At 40.1% G+C, this 15070-nt stretch carries 10 protein-coding genes and 1 tRNA gene; 7 read left to right on the top strand and 4 right to left on the bottom strand.

What is annotated here, in order from left to right; translation table 11 throughout:
* Nucleotides 1-30: 30 nt before the first annotated feature.
* Nucleotides 31-657, bottom strand: a complete 627-nt coding sequence (locus H7U17_RS00525) for a class I SAM-dependent methyltransferase (RefSeq protein ID WP_186753680.1) — start codon at nucleotides 655-657, stop codon at nucleotides 31-33.
* 116 nt (nucleotides 658-773) lie between these two features.
* Nucleotides 774-1622, bottom strand: a complete 849-nt coding sequence (locus tag H7U17_RS00520; protein ID WP_317172659.1) for a UbiA family prenyltransferase — start codon at nucleotides 1620-1622, stop codon at nucleotides 774-776.
* Nucleotides 1623-1714: 92 nt separating this feature from the next.
* On the opposite strand from H7U17_RS00520, the gene H7U17_RS00515 reads away from it, so the two are divergent.
* Nucleotides 1715-2347, top strand: a complete 633-nt coding sequence (locus H7U17_RS00515; protein ID WP_186753678.1) for a GDSL-type esterase/lipase family protein — start codon at nucleotides 1715-1717, stop codon at nucleotides 2345-2347.
* A gap of 54 nt (nucleotides 2348-2401) precedes the next feature.
* Here H7U17_RS00515 and gcvP read toward each other — a convergent pair whose 3' ends face one another.
* A complete protein-coding gene (gene gcvP, locus H7U17_RS00510; protein WP_186753677.1) occupies nucleotides 2402-5302 on the bottom strand; it encodes an aminomethyl-transferring glycine dehydrogenase in 2901 nt (966 codons plus the stop codon).
* A gap of 199 nt (nucleotides 5303-5501) precedes the next feature.
* On the opposite strand from gcvP, the gene H7U17_RS00505 reads away from it, so the two are divergent.
* Nucleotides 5502-7001 (top strand): M28 family peptidase, encoded by a 1500-nt coding sequence (locus tag H7U17_RS00505; protein WP_186753674.1) that lies wholly within the window; start codon nucleotides 5502-5504, stop codon nucleotides 6999-7001.
* Nucleotides 7002-7199: 198 nt separating this feature from the next.
* Here the strand turns inward: H7U17_RS00505 and H7U17_RS00500 are convergent, their stop codons facing one another.
* Nucleotides 7200-8564 (bottom strand): DEAD/DEAH box helicase, encoded by a 1365-nt coding sequence (locus H7U17_RS00500; RefSeq protein WP_186753672.1) that lies wholly within the window; start codon nucleotides 8562-8564, stop codon nucleotides 7200-7202.
* Nucleotides 8565-8634: 70 nt separating this feature from the next.
* On the opposite strand from H7U17_RS00500, the gene H7U17_RS00495 reads away from it, so the two are divergent.
* From H7U17_RS00495 to H7U17_RS00475, 5 genes are all read left to right on the top strand, one after another.
* Nucleotides 8635-9978 (top strand): dihydroorotase, encoded by a 1344-nt coding sequence (locus H7U17_RS00495; protein ID WP_186753670.1) that lies wholly within the window; start codon nucleotides 8635-8637, stop codon nucleotides 9976-9978.
* Between the two features lie 85 nt (nucleotides 9979-10063).
* Nucleotides 10064-10139 (top strand) — tRNA-His (locus tag H7U17_RS00490).
* Nucleotides 10140-10502: 363 nt separating this feature from the next.
* Nucleotides 10503-12419 carry an amylo-alpha-1,6-glucosidase gene (locus H7U17_RS00485; protein ID WP_186753668.1) on the top strand — a complete coding sequence of 639 codons (1917 nt, stop codon included), beginning with the start codon at nucleotides 10503-10505 and terminating at the stop codon, nucleotides 12417-12419.
* A gap of 11 nt (nucleotides 12420-12430) precedes the next feature.
* Nucleotides 12431-13720 (top strand): glycosyltransferase family 4 protein, encoded by a 1290-nt coding sequence (locus tag H7U17_RS00480; RefSeq protein WP_186753666.1) that lies wholly within the window; start codon nucleotides 12431-12433, stop codon nucleotides 13718-13720.
* Nucleotides 13717-14928, top strand: a complete 1212-nt coding sequence (locus H7U17_RS00475; RefSeq protein WP_186753665.1) for a glycoside hydrolase family 57 protein — start codon at nucleotides 13717-13719, stop codon at nucleotides 14926-14928. The genes H7U17_RS00480 and H7U17_RS00475 overlap by 4 nt, the downstream gene beginning before the upstream one ends.
* Nucleotides 14929-15070: the final 142 nt, after the last annotated feature.

Raw genomic sequence — 15070 nt, 5'->3', positions numbered from 1 at the left:
TTAACTAAAAATTTTGAACGTTAAAACTAGTTAATTTGTTTTTCCACAAAGCCAAGCCTGAATCCAATCATTCTTAAAGGAGATTTTATTTTTTATCTCCCAGCCATATTTTTTGAAATACTTGGAATAATTGGGCAAATCCTTTCTTGGGTTCTTAGTGACCAACCTGAAAAACCCAATCATAATATATTGTAAAACCTTTCTATTGGGATGGTCCAAAAAATCCGTGAAGATCCATTTAGTTTTCCTGTTGCACCGTTTGGAAACTTCATCAAATAAGATCTTGAGATCACTTTCGGGCAACAAATCCAATAAGTACTGAGTGATAACTATTTGAAATTGATGCTTCGGTATTTTCTTAAAGTCATCTTCCTTCAAAAAAACTACCCTTCTTGTTAGTTTGTCCGGAATATCCTTAGCTGCCTCATTGACCATTTTCTGGGAAGCTTCCACAAAAAAAACTTTCCCATCCTCCCCTACTTGGGTTAATATTTCCGGCAGGTTTGTACCTGTTCCACCCCCAATATAAAGCACATTGTCTCCCTTTGATATATGATCCAAAAATGCTCGTTTACTCTCTAAATAACCTTTTCCAAGCACCAAAGATGCTAGGCCATCATAAAAAAACACCACCCTATCATACAGATTCTTCTCCATTCAACAAATATACAAGACCATCACATTCTCCCTACGCTTTACCTCGTAATTACCCATACCCTTAACTGTTGACCAAGCTGTAAATCAATTAGAGTCGCCGGCATGAATATACACATTCAACCAATGAACAATAATATCAACGGAAGCATATAAGCTGCATCAATTTGTCTTCTTACAAATTCCTTTCCTTTTTGAGACTGGAAAAAAGCCAATGCGTGAATCAGAAACATGATCAAAAGAATAATTATATAGATATAAAAGTGGGAACTCAAGAAGAAAAATAAACTCAAATTATAGATCAGGCCAATCCAAACAATCACCTTCAAAAGCTTATAAGTGGCCTTCACTCCAAAAGTATTGACTATGGAACCCATTTGATCTCTTTGATCACTATGTTTATCCATATAGGCCAATAAAATGAGATTAAACCAAGCCAATAAGAAATAGCCAAAAGCAAAAAACCAAAAAGAATTGGGCAAGCCACCATTCACAAACCGGATCAAAGGAGCTAAGGTTATTCCCGCCGTATAAAAAGCCGCAGTAGAAAGTTCTTTTAAGAAAGCCATTTTCTTGCCAAAGAACTTGATTACCATAATATTGCCTATGATCATGCTCCCCAAAAGCAAGCCAAAGGATATTAACCTCGAGAATTTGATAAAGTTAAAAGCCAGATAAAGCCCCATAACGACCACCAGTATCAACCAAATAATCAACTTATTATAATGAACCTGATGAAAAAGGTGCCTTGCAGAACTGGCCCTACCTTCAATATTCTTAGCATCCATTAAGTGGTCAAAAGTATATATCCCCCAAACTGCCAGGCCCATCAAAACATAGACCACGAGTGTAAAGTCCAAATCCAACATGTGTTGGAAAAAGAAAAGTCCAGCACAAGCCCCTATTACCACATCCAAGGATAACCACTGAAAATAACTGTAATATTTCTTTAATCTAAGTGCTGACACAATAGTAAAGATACAACCCCAAGTGATTAATCGGAATGATATATTATATTTAACACTTTCAAATTTACAGTATTTAAAAATAACCCTTAATAATGAAGAAATTTCTTTTTACAATCCTATGTGTTTTATGTTTTAGTTTTCTTTTACAAGCGCAACACCAAGTAAAAGTAGCCTGTGTAGGAAACAGTATCACCCAAGGCCCTGGAAGGGAACATCCCGACAGCTGGCCTCTTTTAATGCAAGAAATATTGGGGGATGAATATCTGGTAAAAAACTTTGGAGTAAGCGGCAGGACCTTACTGAAAAAGGGTGACTACCCTTACTGGAACGAACCGCAGTTCCAAGAGGTGCAAGACTTCAATGCCGACATTATAATCATCAAACTGGGCACCAATGATTCAAAACCACAAAACTGGAAATATAAGGAAGAGTTTGTGGCTGATTATATAGCCATGATCAATACTTTCCAGTCTAGTATGGATGAGGATGGTGAGATTTATGTATGTATGCCTGTCCCTGTCTTTAAAGACAATTTTGGTATTAATGCCATAGGAATGAAAGAGATGGAGCCCATGCTCAAGGAAATTATCAAAACAACCAGAGTAAAGAAGATCAACTTATATAAGCCGCTCAAAAAACATGGTGATCTTTTCCCTGACGGGATCCACCCAAACAAAAAAGGCAATCAAATCATGGCTGAATCAGTGGCCAAAAAAATCAAGTAATTAAAAAAGCTCCAGTTCTCACCGGAGCTTTTTTTTTTATAAATATCTAAGAGATTAAGATACCACCTCTTCTTGCTCATATTCCTCAGTAGGAATACAGCTACAAACCAAGTTTCTGTCACCATATGCAGAATCAATCCTTCTGACTGTTGGCCAAAACTTACTGTTTCTCACATATTCCAATGGATAAATTGCTTGCTCTCTTGAATAAGGGAAGTCCCAAGTTTCACTCATCACCATATTGGCTGTATGAGGAGCATTTTTCAAAAGATTATTTTCTTTATCCATTTTACCCTCTTCTATAGCCCTGATCTCTTCACGGATACTGATCAAAGCATCACAGAACCTATCCAATTCAGCTTTAGTTTCAGACTCAGTTGGTTCAATCATCATTGTTCCAGCCACTGGGAAAGACACAGTTGGTGAATGGAAACCATAATCGATTAAACGCTTGGCTATATCTTCCACCTCTACATCAACAGCTTTAAATTCCCTGAAATCAACAATCATCTCATGCGCTGCACGACCTTGAGATCCTGTATATAAAATTGGGAAATACTCACTTAACCTGGCTTTGATATAATTAGCGTTTAGAATAGCAGTCTGTGTAGCATGCTTCAAACCATTTCTTCCCATCATAGCAATATAAGCATAGGAAATAGGAAGAATACTAGCACTACCAAACGGAGCTGCAGAAATTGCCGTGATGGCCTGCTGTCCACCAGTCTTAACGATTGGATTACTTGGCAAAAATGGCTCTAAGTGTTTAGCAACACAAATCGGTCCCATACCTGGTCCACCTCCACCGTGAGGAATGCAGAAAGTTTTGTGTAAGTTAAGATGACAAACATCCGCTCCAATATTTCCTGGACTGGTCAATCCAACCTGTGCATTCATATTCGCTCCATCCATATAAACCTGCCCTCCATTATCATGGATAATCTGACACATTTCACGGATAGCTTCTTCAAATACCCCATGCGTAGAAGGATAGGTCACCAAGAAAGAAGATAAATTATCTTTATGTTTTTCGGCTTTCGCCTTAAGATCTTCAATATCGATATTTCCTAACTCATCGCACTTCACAATAACCACTTTCATACCGGCCATTACCGCCGAAGCTGGATTGGTACCGTGTGCAGAAGAAGGAATCAAAGCAATATTTCTATGGCTTTCACCTCTGCTTTCATGATAAGCCCTGATCACCATCAATCCAGCAAATTCACCTTGGGCTCCTGAGTTTGGCTGCAAGGAAGTTTCCGCGAAACCAGTAATCTCTGTCAACCAATTTCTAAGGTCTTGGAATAATTCATAATAACCTGCTGCCTGATCTTGAGGTGCATAAGGGTGCAACTGACCAAACTCTGGCCAAGTCACAGGAATCATCTCCGCTGTGGCATTAAGCTTCATGGTACATGATCCAAGAGAGATCATAGAATGAACCAAAGAAAGGTCCCTGTTTTCCAATCGCTTAATATATCTCAACATTTCATGCTCAGAATGGAAAGCATTGAAAATCATATGATCCATATAATCAGAAGTCCTAGCCAGACCTTCAGCCACTTCAAAAGTCAAATCCTCCGCCAAAGGAGCTAAATCAACCTCGTCAGCACTCATATGTGTTGTCCTTGCAAACACTTCTATGATACTTTCCACATCTTCAATGGTTTTTGCCTCATCAAAAGCTAAGAAGACATAACCAGGTTCATAACGGAAATTCATCTCATGAGACAATGCAAAAGCAGTAATTTTTGACTGCTGAACATCATCCACTTTAATTTTAAGGGTATCGAAATAATCCTTGTTTTCTTGTGCGAATCCAAGTTTTTCCAATCCCTTAGCAGTAAGCTTAGCCAAGCCATGGATCTTAGCGGCAATATCTTTCAAGCCTTTTGGTCCATGATATACCCCATACATACCTGCCATTACTGCCAATAATACTTGGGCTGTACAGATATTTGAAGTAGCTCTTTCCCTTTTAATATGTTGTTCCCTTGTTTGAAGGGCCATTCTATACGCCTTATTGCCATCTCTATCCAATGAGATCCCAATGATCCTTCCTGGAACTTGTCTTTTATAAGCTTCTTTAGTGGCATAATAAGCAGCATGCGGTCCACCAAATCCCATTGGCACACCAAAACGCTGGGTAGTTCCTACGACCACATCAGCCCCCATTTCACCTGGAGGTGTCAAAAGGGTTAACGAAAGTAAATCAGCCACAAAAGCTGTGGAAACTTTATTTTCAATGGCCGTTTGCACCAAAGAATTATAATTGATTACCTCTCCATCTGCATTAGGGTATTGAAGCATCACACCATAAAGTTCCGGATCAGTAAGATCAAGTTCACTAAGTGGACCCTGAACCAATTCTACTCCTACAGGAAGAGCCCTTGTTTTTAGGATTTCCCTTGTTTGAAGAAACACCTTTTCGTCCACAAAGAATTTGGCAGCTTTTTTCTTTTCTCTAGGTCTAGTAGCAAAAAGCATATTCATTGCCTCAGCTGCAGCAGTACCTTCATCCAAAAGAGAAGCGTTGGCCAGTTCCATACCAGTAAGATCCATTACCATGGTCTGGAAGTTCACCAAAGCCTCCAAACGACCCTGTGCGATTTCAGCCTGATAGGGTGTATAAGCCGTATACCATCCTGGATTTTCCAAGACGTTCCTTAAAATTACTCCAGGGACTATGGTATCATAGTATCCCAAACCAATAAAAGATTTGTATATCTTATTTTTAGAGGCCAGCTTCCTGAAGTCCTTCAAAAAGGCTGCTTCAGATTTGGCTGTTGGTAAATTCAAGGGTTTTTCCAGCTGAATCGCTTTGGGGATTGTTTGGTCAATCAGCTCATCAACAGACGAAACGCCAATTTTACCAAGCATTTCGGTAACCTCCTGAGAAGAAGGACCATTATGGCGATTTTCAAACTTTACAGAGGGGTTCAAATCAATTTTCATAATCCAGATTCGCGTATTATATTCGGGTAATATTCCTTATTTTATACTGATCTGCAAAGGTATAAATTATTGATTGATAATGATTTTCTTTTTCAAGTTTTCTCCCCAATATCATCTTATATTGATAAATGGTCTTACACTTTTACAAAATATTGCCTAGTTTAGGGGGCAAATTTCAGTAATAACTCAAATATAGAGAATGAAGAGGAACTATTTCGTGGCCAGTGCCTTGGGACTTTTGCTTTCCCTGCAGGTCAGTGCTCAACAAACATCAATAGTGGAAAAATATGCCTCCACTATCAAGGACTCCGATTTGAAGGAGTATTTGACTTATTTGGCATCTGATGAATTAGAAGGACGTGAGACTGGTAAAAAAGGTCAAAAACTTGCAGCGGAATTTCTTTCAAAATTTTACCAAGAAAATGGACTTGAAGGACCGGTAGACGGCAGTTACTATCAAAAATTCAATTTAGTAACTGTCAAATGGAAAAATGTCGAATTAAGGGTCGGTAAACAAAACCTGATAAATAACGAGGACTTTGTTTTTATCGGTGATGGGGACATGAAAAAGAGGACCAAAACCGACTTGGTATACCTAGGCCTTGCCAGCGATGAAAATTTGGCCAAAGTGGATGTCCAAGACAAACTGGTCGGACTTTGGTCCATCGGACAGCGAGCCGGAGATCAAATCAATAAAATCATGGATGCCGGTGCTGCTGGAGTAGTCGTGGTAACCATGGAAGGACAAGCCAATTTTGACCGAATCGCCAATAGATACAAGAGCCTTAGCAACAGTGGAAGAATGGGCTTTGACAAGCCAACTGATCAAAAACCTGTATTTATGGTCAGTTCTGAAAAAATGGCCAGCTTGTTCGGCAAAACCATTGAAGAGCTGAAAGAAGCTGCCAAAAGCAATCCAGAATCAATAGCAAGTCAAAAAGCCAGGTACAAGGTAGAAAAAGCCAAAGAAATCGTAGACACTGAAAACGTAATGGCTTTCTTGGAAGGAACCGATAAGAAAGATGAAATCTTAGTCATTTCCTCCCATTACGACCACGTTGGTATCAACAGTAAAGGTGAAATCAATAACGGTGCTGACGATGACGGATCAGGTACAGTTTCTGTAATGGAAATTGCACAGGCTTTTGCTACGGCAGCAAAGGAAGGCCACAAGCCAAGGAGATCTGTACTTTTCTTGAACGTTACTGGTGAAGAAAAAGGATTATTGGGTTCTGAATACTATACAGACAATCCTGTTTTCCCATTGGAAAACACAGTCAACAATTTGAACATCGATATGGTAGGTAGGATTGGTTACGAATACCAAGATGCCGAAAACCAAGATTATGTCTATGTGATCGGGTCGGAAATGCTATCCTCACATCTGAAAAAAATCCTTGAATACAATAATATCACGCATACCAACTTGATCTTGGATTATAAATATGACGCTCCAGATGATCCAAACAGGTTCTACTACCGTTCTGACCACTACAACTTCGCCAAGCATAATATTCCAGTAGCTTTCTTCTTCAATGGTGTACACGATGACTACCACCAGCCTTCTGACATCGTAGAAAAGATTGAATTTGAGCTAATGGAAAAAAGAGCAAAATTGATTTACTACACTGCTTGGGATTTGGCCAATAGGGAAAACAGAACTCCCGTGGATGGCAGCAATGACCGAGGAGAAAGATAAATTAAAGCTGAAGGCTAAATGCCTAAAGTCAAAATGCAAAAGCCGCTGGATTTAGAATCTTGCGGCTTTTTTGTTGTATCGTGATTCTAAGTCTAAGAGCTATTCAGGATTTGCAATCCTGAATCATAAAAAAAGAGGATTTTAAATCCTCTTAATTATATCCTAGGAATTAAAAATTTTGAGGAGCTTTAATCAACACTATTTCTTGCCCTTGCTTTTCTTTTTCATCTGGTTCCTGTTCTTTTTTGCCTTACTGTTTTTATTACCTCGAACTTTTTTCTTTTCAGGATTATAGTGCGGATTTTTATTTCCTCTCGGCTTTTTCTCATGGAAGGCCCCTTTAAAATCAGGATTTTCCTTTTTCATTTGGCTGTCAATCTCCCTCGCATATGCCTGCTTTTCCGCAAATGGTGTTTCGGTTATTTTTACCTCAGCTGGAATTTCAGACTCTGGCACTTCCATTCTGATGATTTCTTCTATCTTATCAAAGTGATATTCTTCTGCAGGATTGACAAAGGTAAAGGCCTCCCCTTCCTGCTCAGCCCTTCCTGTACGACCAACCCTGTGCACGTAGTCCTCATAAATCAGCGGAACGTCAAAATTCACCACATGACTCACCAAACTAATATCCAAACCTCTAGAAGCGACATCTGTAGCCACCAAAATCCTTACATCACCAGACTTAAAGTCCTCCACTGAATTGATCCTGGTGTTCTGACCTTTATTGGCATGAATCACCCTAATTTCACCATGCTTTCTCCTCTCCAAATACTGATAAACTGCCTCTGCATTTTTCCTGGACTTGGTAAACACAATCACCCTTTTGATTTCCTCATTTTGTAACAAATGGTCCAAAAGATTGATCTTGGTTTTTAGGTTAGGTACCAAATATTTGGTCTGAGCCACCGTATCAGCAGTTGTAGCCTGAAGGGCAATTTCAATTCTTTCAGGAAACTCAAGAAACTCTTCGGAAATCTTTTCCACCCGGTCAGAAAAAGTAGCGGAGAAAAGTAGGTTTTGCCGCTTCACAGGAATCACCTCCAAAATCGCTCGAATCTGAGGCATGAACCCCATGTCCATCATTTTATCTGCCTCATCCATGACCATGGTCCTGATCTCCCTCACAAAGATTTTTCCTTTACTATAGATATCCATAAACCTACCTGGAGTAGCCACCACGATATCCACACCTTCCTCTATCTTTTCGATCTGAGTAGTTGGCCCAACTCCACCATACAGACACACATACCTCAAGTCAGTATATTTACCCAACTCAATGATGGCCTGCTCTATCTGCATGACCAATTCACGGGTAGGGGCTAAAATCAAAGCCCTAGGATGCATACCTTGGGCATATTTTACTTTCATCAAAATAGGCAAAACATAGGCTGCTGTTTTTCCAGTTCCAGTCTGGGCAATACCCAAAATATCCTGTCCAGCCAAAGCTAGGGGGATAGCTTTTTCCTGAATGGGTGTTGGCTTGGTATACCCCGCCTCCTTTACAGCCTCCAAAAGCTGCTTATTTATTTTAAAATTCTCAAAAGACTGCGGGCTATCAGACATGATTTATTAATTTTAGCTTCAAATTATATTTAGGGATGCAAACTCCCGATTCACTCCAATCAAAACCGTAATGACGAAGAGTATATTAATTACAGATGCAAATATAGTAAATGAAGGTAAGATTATTCGAGGAGATGTATTCATCAAGGACGGATTGATTTATTCTGTAGGGGGAAACCTTAAGGAATTTGAAGCAGACATCACTATAGATGCTGAAGGAAAATACTTACTTCCTGGATTGATTGACGACCAAGTTCATTTCAGGGAACCTGGGCTTACTCATAAAGCTGAAATCTACACAGAAGCCAAAGCTGCAGTTGCTGGCGGCATCACTTCCTTCATGGAAATGCCCAACACGGTACCTCAATCCACTACCCTAGAGCTACTGGAAGAAAAATATAAAATCGCCTCAGAAAAATCATTGGCCAATTACTCTTTTTACTTAGGGGCCACCAATGATAATTTGGATGAAATACTAAAAGCTGACCCAGAAAACATTTGCGGAATAAAAGTCTTCCAAGGCTCTTCTACGGGTAACATGCTTGTAGACAACCAAGAAACCCTTGAAAACATCTTTGAGCAGTGCAAAATGCTCATCGCCACTCACAGTGAGAACGATGATATGATCAAGGCCAATATGGACAAGTACCTTGAAGAGTTTGGAGAAGATATCCCTGTCAAATACCATCCGAAAATCCGATCTGCAGAAGCTTGCTATGATGCATCCAAGCGTGTAGTCGACTTGGCCAGAAAACATGGCACCAAACTTCACATCCTTCATATCAGTACTGCAAAAGAGGTTACGCTGTTCGATAATACTATTCCTTTAAAGGAAAAAAGGATCACTGCGGAGGCATGTGTACATCACCTTTGGTTCTCTGATGCTGATTATGATGAAAAAGGAACACTAATCAAATGGAATCCAGCAGTAAAAACCGCTGAGGACCGTGATGAGATTTTAAAAGGAGTATTGGATGACCATATTGATGTCATCGCCACCGATCATGCCCCTCATACTTTGGAAGAAAAAGACAATGTCTATACCAAAGCTCCTTCAGGCGGCCCATTGGTCCAGCATAACCTTGTTGCCCTATTGGAAATGTACCACCAAGGAAAAATCACCTTGGAGCAAATTGTACAGAAGACAAGCCACAACGTATCCATTTTGTTTGAAATAGAGAAAAGAGGCTATATCAGACCTGGATATTATGCTGACTTAGTATTGGTAGACCTCGACGATCCTTGGGAAGTTAAAAAAGATAATATTCTTTCTAAATGTGGCTGGGCACCGTTTGAAGGACAAACTTTCAAATCAAAAGTCTCACATACAATCGTTTCCGGACATTTGGCGTACGAAAACGGCACATTCCATGAAGAGAAAAAAGGTGAGAGACTGAAATTTTCAAGAAAATAATTTTAACTGTCTATTGTTTTGCAAAAAACCGTGTATTACCTTTGCAATCCAATCAGGGAAAAGACCTGATTAAAAGATATAAAACGGTGGTTGTAGCTCAGCTGGTTAGAGCGCTGGTTTGTGGCACCAGAGGTCGTCGGTTCGAACCCGATCTTCCACCCAAAACCCCTCATTTTTGAGGGGTTTTTAATTTTACACTAAAATGAAGAAACTATTATGGCATATTATTTGTCTCTCATTTTAGTATAATCAAAATTTGACCCCAATGTTTACATTATTCAAACCATCGCCTACCTTTCCAAAGGTAAAACCGGTAGATCTGAAAAATATTCAGATGTATATGGCAAAATTTGAAGAATCTCTGAAAAATTTTGAAGAGATACAAAAAGAGCATATTAACTCTATGATAAGATAAAACTAAAAAGGTCATTAAATAATGACCTTTATTTTTTGCCCAAACTTTTTACTTTTAACACTATTGGAGTATTTTAGAGGGGTCCACTAAAACCACTAAACAACACTCCATGAGCTACATCCATTTCGACAAGACGGAATTAATTAACCTCAATTATTCTTTAGAAAAAGAGACCATCAGGTCTAATCGTTCAGGATGCTATACCAGCACCACAATTATCGGATGTAACACAAGGAAGTATCACGGATTATTGGTTGCACCGCAACCACAAATTGACAGTCAGCTTCATGTACTACTATCCACCATCCATGAAACCGTCATTCAACATGGCGCGAGCTTTAACTTGGGTATCAGCAAGTATCCTGGCATCTACTCACCCAGAGGACATAAATACCTGGAAGACTACAGCTCAGAACCTATTCCCAATCTAATCTACCGGGTAGGCGGCGTAGTTTTGCAAAAGGAAATCATCTTGGACACTACAGCAGACAGGATGATGATCAAATACACACTTCTGGATGCGCACTCCCCCACCACTTTACGCCTGAGCCCCTTTTTGGCATTTAGAGGCTACCATGCACTCTCCAAGGCCAACACTTATGTAAACAAAAAATACCTGAAGATAAACGGTGGGGTACAATTCAAACTCTATGAAGCCTATTCACCCCTTTCTTTGCAAATCTCCAAAGAAAATGAATTTGTACCTGCTCCTGATTGGTATTACGATATAGAATATATCAGAGAAAAAGAACGTGGTTACGAATACAAAGAAGACCTCTATGTTCCCGGTTTCTTTGAGTTTAATATTAAAAAGGGTGAATCTGTAATTTTTTCAGCCGGACTGGAAGAAGCTGATCCAACAATGCTGGAAGATGCATTCGAAAGAGAACTTAAGCGAAGAACCCCAAGGGACAACTTCGAAAACTGCTTAAAAAACTCAGCCGGACAATTTATCTCCCGTAGAGGGAACGAAACCAGGGTCATTGCTGGCTACCCCTGGTTTGGCTGGTGGGGTCGTGACACCTTTATCGCCTTGCCAGGACTCACTTTGACACAAGGAGAGACAACAACCTTTTTAGAAGTAATGAAAACCATGTCCAAAGACGTGGACGGTGCGCTTTTCCCCAATGTCGGCAGTGGAGTCACCACCAATATGAACACACTGGATGCGCCTCTTTGGTATTTCTGGGCCTGGCAGCAATATGAGCTATTTACAGGCGACAGGGAAACCATAACAAAAAACTACCTTTCTATACTAAAGGGTATTATAGATGGCCTAATCAAAGGCACAGCGTTCAATATCAAGGTCCAGAATAATGGACTGCTCTATGGCGGGCAAAAGGGAATAGCCCTCACCTGGATGGATGCAGTCACCTCAGACGGACCTGTCACCCCTAGAATAGGCTGTCCTGTAGAGATCAACAGCCTTTGGTATAACGCACTTTGTTACTATTTTGAATTAACAGGAGACAAGGAAATTGAAAGTTTGGCCCAAAAGGTTAAGCAATCATTTTTAGACGAATTCTGGTTAGAGGACAAAGGCTACTTAGCTGACGTAATTAATAACGGCACAAAAGATTGGTCAATCCGACCCAATATGGTTTTTGCCACTTCACTACCTTTCAGCCCATTAGAAGACACCCAAAAAGCTGAAGTATTAGAGGTCATCAAACTTAATCTTTTGACCACACGTGGACTGCGGACATTGGCCCCCAACGACCCTTCTTACAAGGGATATTATCAGGGAAACCAATACCAAAGAGACAATGCTTATCACCAAGGTACCGTTTGGCCATGGCTATTGGGTCACTTTGTGGAAGGATACTTAAAAATCCACCGCAAAGCTGGAAAAAACATGATTAAAAAACTGATCAAAGGTTTTGACGACACTATGTCCCAATATGGAGTGGGCACCATTGCAGAAATTTATGATGGCGACCCTCCACACAGACCAAAAGGAGCTATCTCTCAAGCCTGGAGTGTGGGAGAACTGTTGCGCATCATGTATTTAATTAATCAATACTAAACTTATTTTTTATGAAAGTATTAATGTTTGGATGGGAATTTCCACCACATATTTCCGGTGGACTCGGCACCGCCTGCTATGGATTACTGAAAGGGATGTCCAAATTTAATCATGAGATTATATTTGTTGTTCCCAAGTTATGGGGAGACGAGGACCCACTAGCAAATTTTGTCAGCGCAAGTGATGTAGAGATTGATTATCGTGAAAAACGATTTAAACAGATATGGAAAAACCTGACCTATCTGGAGGTCAGCTCTTTTTTAATACCCTATTTAGGTCCTGAAGAATACGCCAGGTTCACCGACAAATCCTTACATGACGGAACGGATGTCGATGAAAGTATTTTCTCCAATAAATTCACCTTTAGTGGGAAGTATGGCAAAGACTTGATCATGGAAGTTTCACGCTATGCCCTTACAGCTGCTCAAATCGCCAAAAACAAAGACCATGACATTATCCACGCCCATGACTGGCTCTCTTTCCCTGCAGGAATTGCAGCAAAGGAAATCAGCGGCAAACCCCTGGTAGTCCACGTACATGCCACTGAATTTGATCGGTCAGGAGAAAATGTCAACCAAAGGGTCTACGAAATAGAAAAATCAGGAATGGATGCTGCCGATAAAATCATCGCTGTAAGCCATCTGACCAAACGTACCATCGTCACCAAATATGGCATACCTGAAAGCAAGGTGGAAGTCATCCACAATGCCGTTTTGGATGTCAGCATCATCAAAAGTGACGCACGTAAAAAAGTACCTGAAAAAATTGTCACCTTCTTAGGAAGAATCACCTTCCAAAAAGGTCCGGAATATTTTATCGAAGCGGCCAACAAAGTACTTAAGAAGGACGACAATGTCCGTTTTGTCATGGCAGGATCCGGAGACTTGCTCAACCGTATGATAGACAGGGTAGCAGAACTCCGCATAGGCACCAAATTCCATTTCACAGGATTCCTAAAAGGAAAAGACGTGGACCAAATGTTTGCTATAAGCGATGTATATGTCATGCCATCCGTATCCGAACCATTCGGAATATCACCCCTAGAAGCTGTCAGACATAACACCCCTGTAATTATATCAAAACAATCAGGAGTAGCTGAAGTGCTTAACAACGCCATTAAGATCGACTTTTGGGATATTGATGCGATGGCCGATGCCATATTTGCCTTGCTACATTACCAAGGAATATCCAATATGTTCCGAAGTTGCGGCACCGAAGAACTCAAAAAAATGAAATGGGAACACGTTGCTGAAAAAATCTTCGCCCTTTATGATCAAACCTTAACCGTTACCAATCCATGAGAACCATTTGCTTTTATTTCCAAGTACACCAACCGTACAGATTAAAACCCTATCGCTTCTTTGATATAGGCGAAGACCATTATTACTGGGATGATTTTGCCAATAGAAGTATCATGCGAAAAGTAGCCGAAAAATGCTACTTACCAATGAACCAACTCCTATTGGAACTTATTCAAAAATATGATGGAAAATTCAAGGTAAGCTTCTCCCTTTCTGGCGTATTTATGGACCAGATGGAAGAATATGCTCCTGATGTTCTTGAAAGCTTCCAAAAACTAGTGGCCACCGGCCATGCCGAGCTCCTCAACGAAACTTATGCACATGCCTTGGCAGCATTGAAAAGCAAGGAGGAATTTCATGATATGGTCCTCAAGCAACAGGACAAAATCAAAAAGCTCTTTAATGGTTACACACCAAAAGTCTTTAGAAATACCGAGTTGATCTACTCAGACACCATTGGTGAAATGGTCGCTGAACTTGGCTATGACGCCATCCTGACAGAAGGCGCCAAACATATCCTTGGATGGAAAAGCCCCAACTATGTCTATTGCAATGCCATTGAGCCAAAGTTAAAAGTATTGCTTAAAAACTTCCGTCTGAGTGACGATATCGCTTTCCGCTTTGGAGAAAAGGCCTGGGCAGACTGGCCTTTGACAACTGATAAATTTGTTAATTGGATCAACCAAATCCCACAAGAGGAAGAAGTGATCAATCTTTTTATGGATTACGAGACCTTTGGGGAACACCAATGGGCAGAAAGCGGCATTTTTGAATTTATGCGCCATTTGCCTGAAGCGGTACTTTCCCAGTCCAACTTCACTTTCTCCACGCCTTCCGAGGTGGTAAAAGAAGCTCCACCAGTAGGAAAAATCCATGTCCCTGTACCCATTTCCTGGGCAGATGAAGAAAGGGATTTAACTGCCTGGCTAGGTAATGATTTACAAGATGAAGCATTTGACAGGCTTTATGAACTGGAACACTTGGTAAAAAAATCCAAGGATCCTATAATCCAAAAAGATTGGAAATATCTTCAGACCAGTGACCACTTCTATTATATGTGTACCAAATTCTTCTCAGATGGAGATATTCACGCTTATTTCAGCCCTTACGAAAGTCCTTATGAGGCATTTATTAATTATATGAATGTCCTAAGCGATTTTATGCTGAGGTTGAAAAAAGAACAAGAAGTACCGGTCATAGAGGAATAGAAATTTTAAGAACTAATATAGCTTAGCCAACTCCCCTAGAATCAATCTTGGGGAGTTTTTTTTTTTCAATAAATGTTCTCATCGACCAAAAAACATCCTTTCTCATTTATAAAAAAGCCCAGACGAAAGTAATTCATCTGGG

It is taken from the genome of Echinicola salinicaeni (assembly GCF_014280965.1).
GTDB classification, from domain to species: domain Bacteria; phylum Bacteroidota; class Bacteroidia; order Cytophagales; family Cyclobacteriaceae; genus Echinicola; species Echinicola salinicaeni.
This window is presented reverse-complemented; position numbering and strand designations above follow the sequence as displayed.

Bases quoted from the DNA above. Each gene is read 5' to 3' on its own strand.
- H7U17_RS00495 (WP_186753670.1), top strand. From the start codon at position 8,635: ATGACGAAGAGTATATTAATTACAGATGCAAATATAGTAAATGAAGGT.
- H7U17_RS00525 (WP_186753680.1), bottom strand. From the start codon at position 657: ATGGAGAAGAATCTGTATGATAGGGTGGTGTTTTTTTATGATGGCCTA.
- H7U17_RS00485 (WP_186753668.1), top strand. From the start codon at position 10,503: ATGAGCTACATCCATTTCGACAAGACGGAATTAATTAACCTCAATTAT.
- gcvP (WP_186753677.1), bottom strand. From the start codon at position 5,302: ATGAAAATTGATTTGAACCCCTCTGTAAAGTTTGAAAATCGCCATAAT.
- H7U17_RS00505 (WP_186753674.1), top strand. From the start codon at position 5,502: ATGAAGAGGAACTATTTCGTGGCCAGTGCCTTGGGACTTTTGCTTTCC.
- H7U17_RS00500 (WP_186753672.1), bottom strand. From the start codon at position 8,564: ATGTCTGATAGCCCGCAGTCTTTTGAGAATTTTAAAATAAATAAGCAG.
- H7U17_RS00480 (WP_186753666.1), top strand. From the start codon at position 12,431: ATGAAAGTATTAATGTTTGGATGGGAATTTCCACCACATATTTCCGGT.
- H7U17_RS00475 (WP_186753665.1), top strand. From the start codon at position 13,717: ATGAGAACCATTTGCTTTTATTTCCAAGTACACCAACCGTACAGATTA.
- H7U17_RS00515 (WP_186753678.1), top strand. From the start codon at position 1,715: ATGAAGAAATTTCTTTTTACAATCCTATGTGTTTTATGTTTTAGTTTT.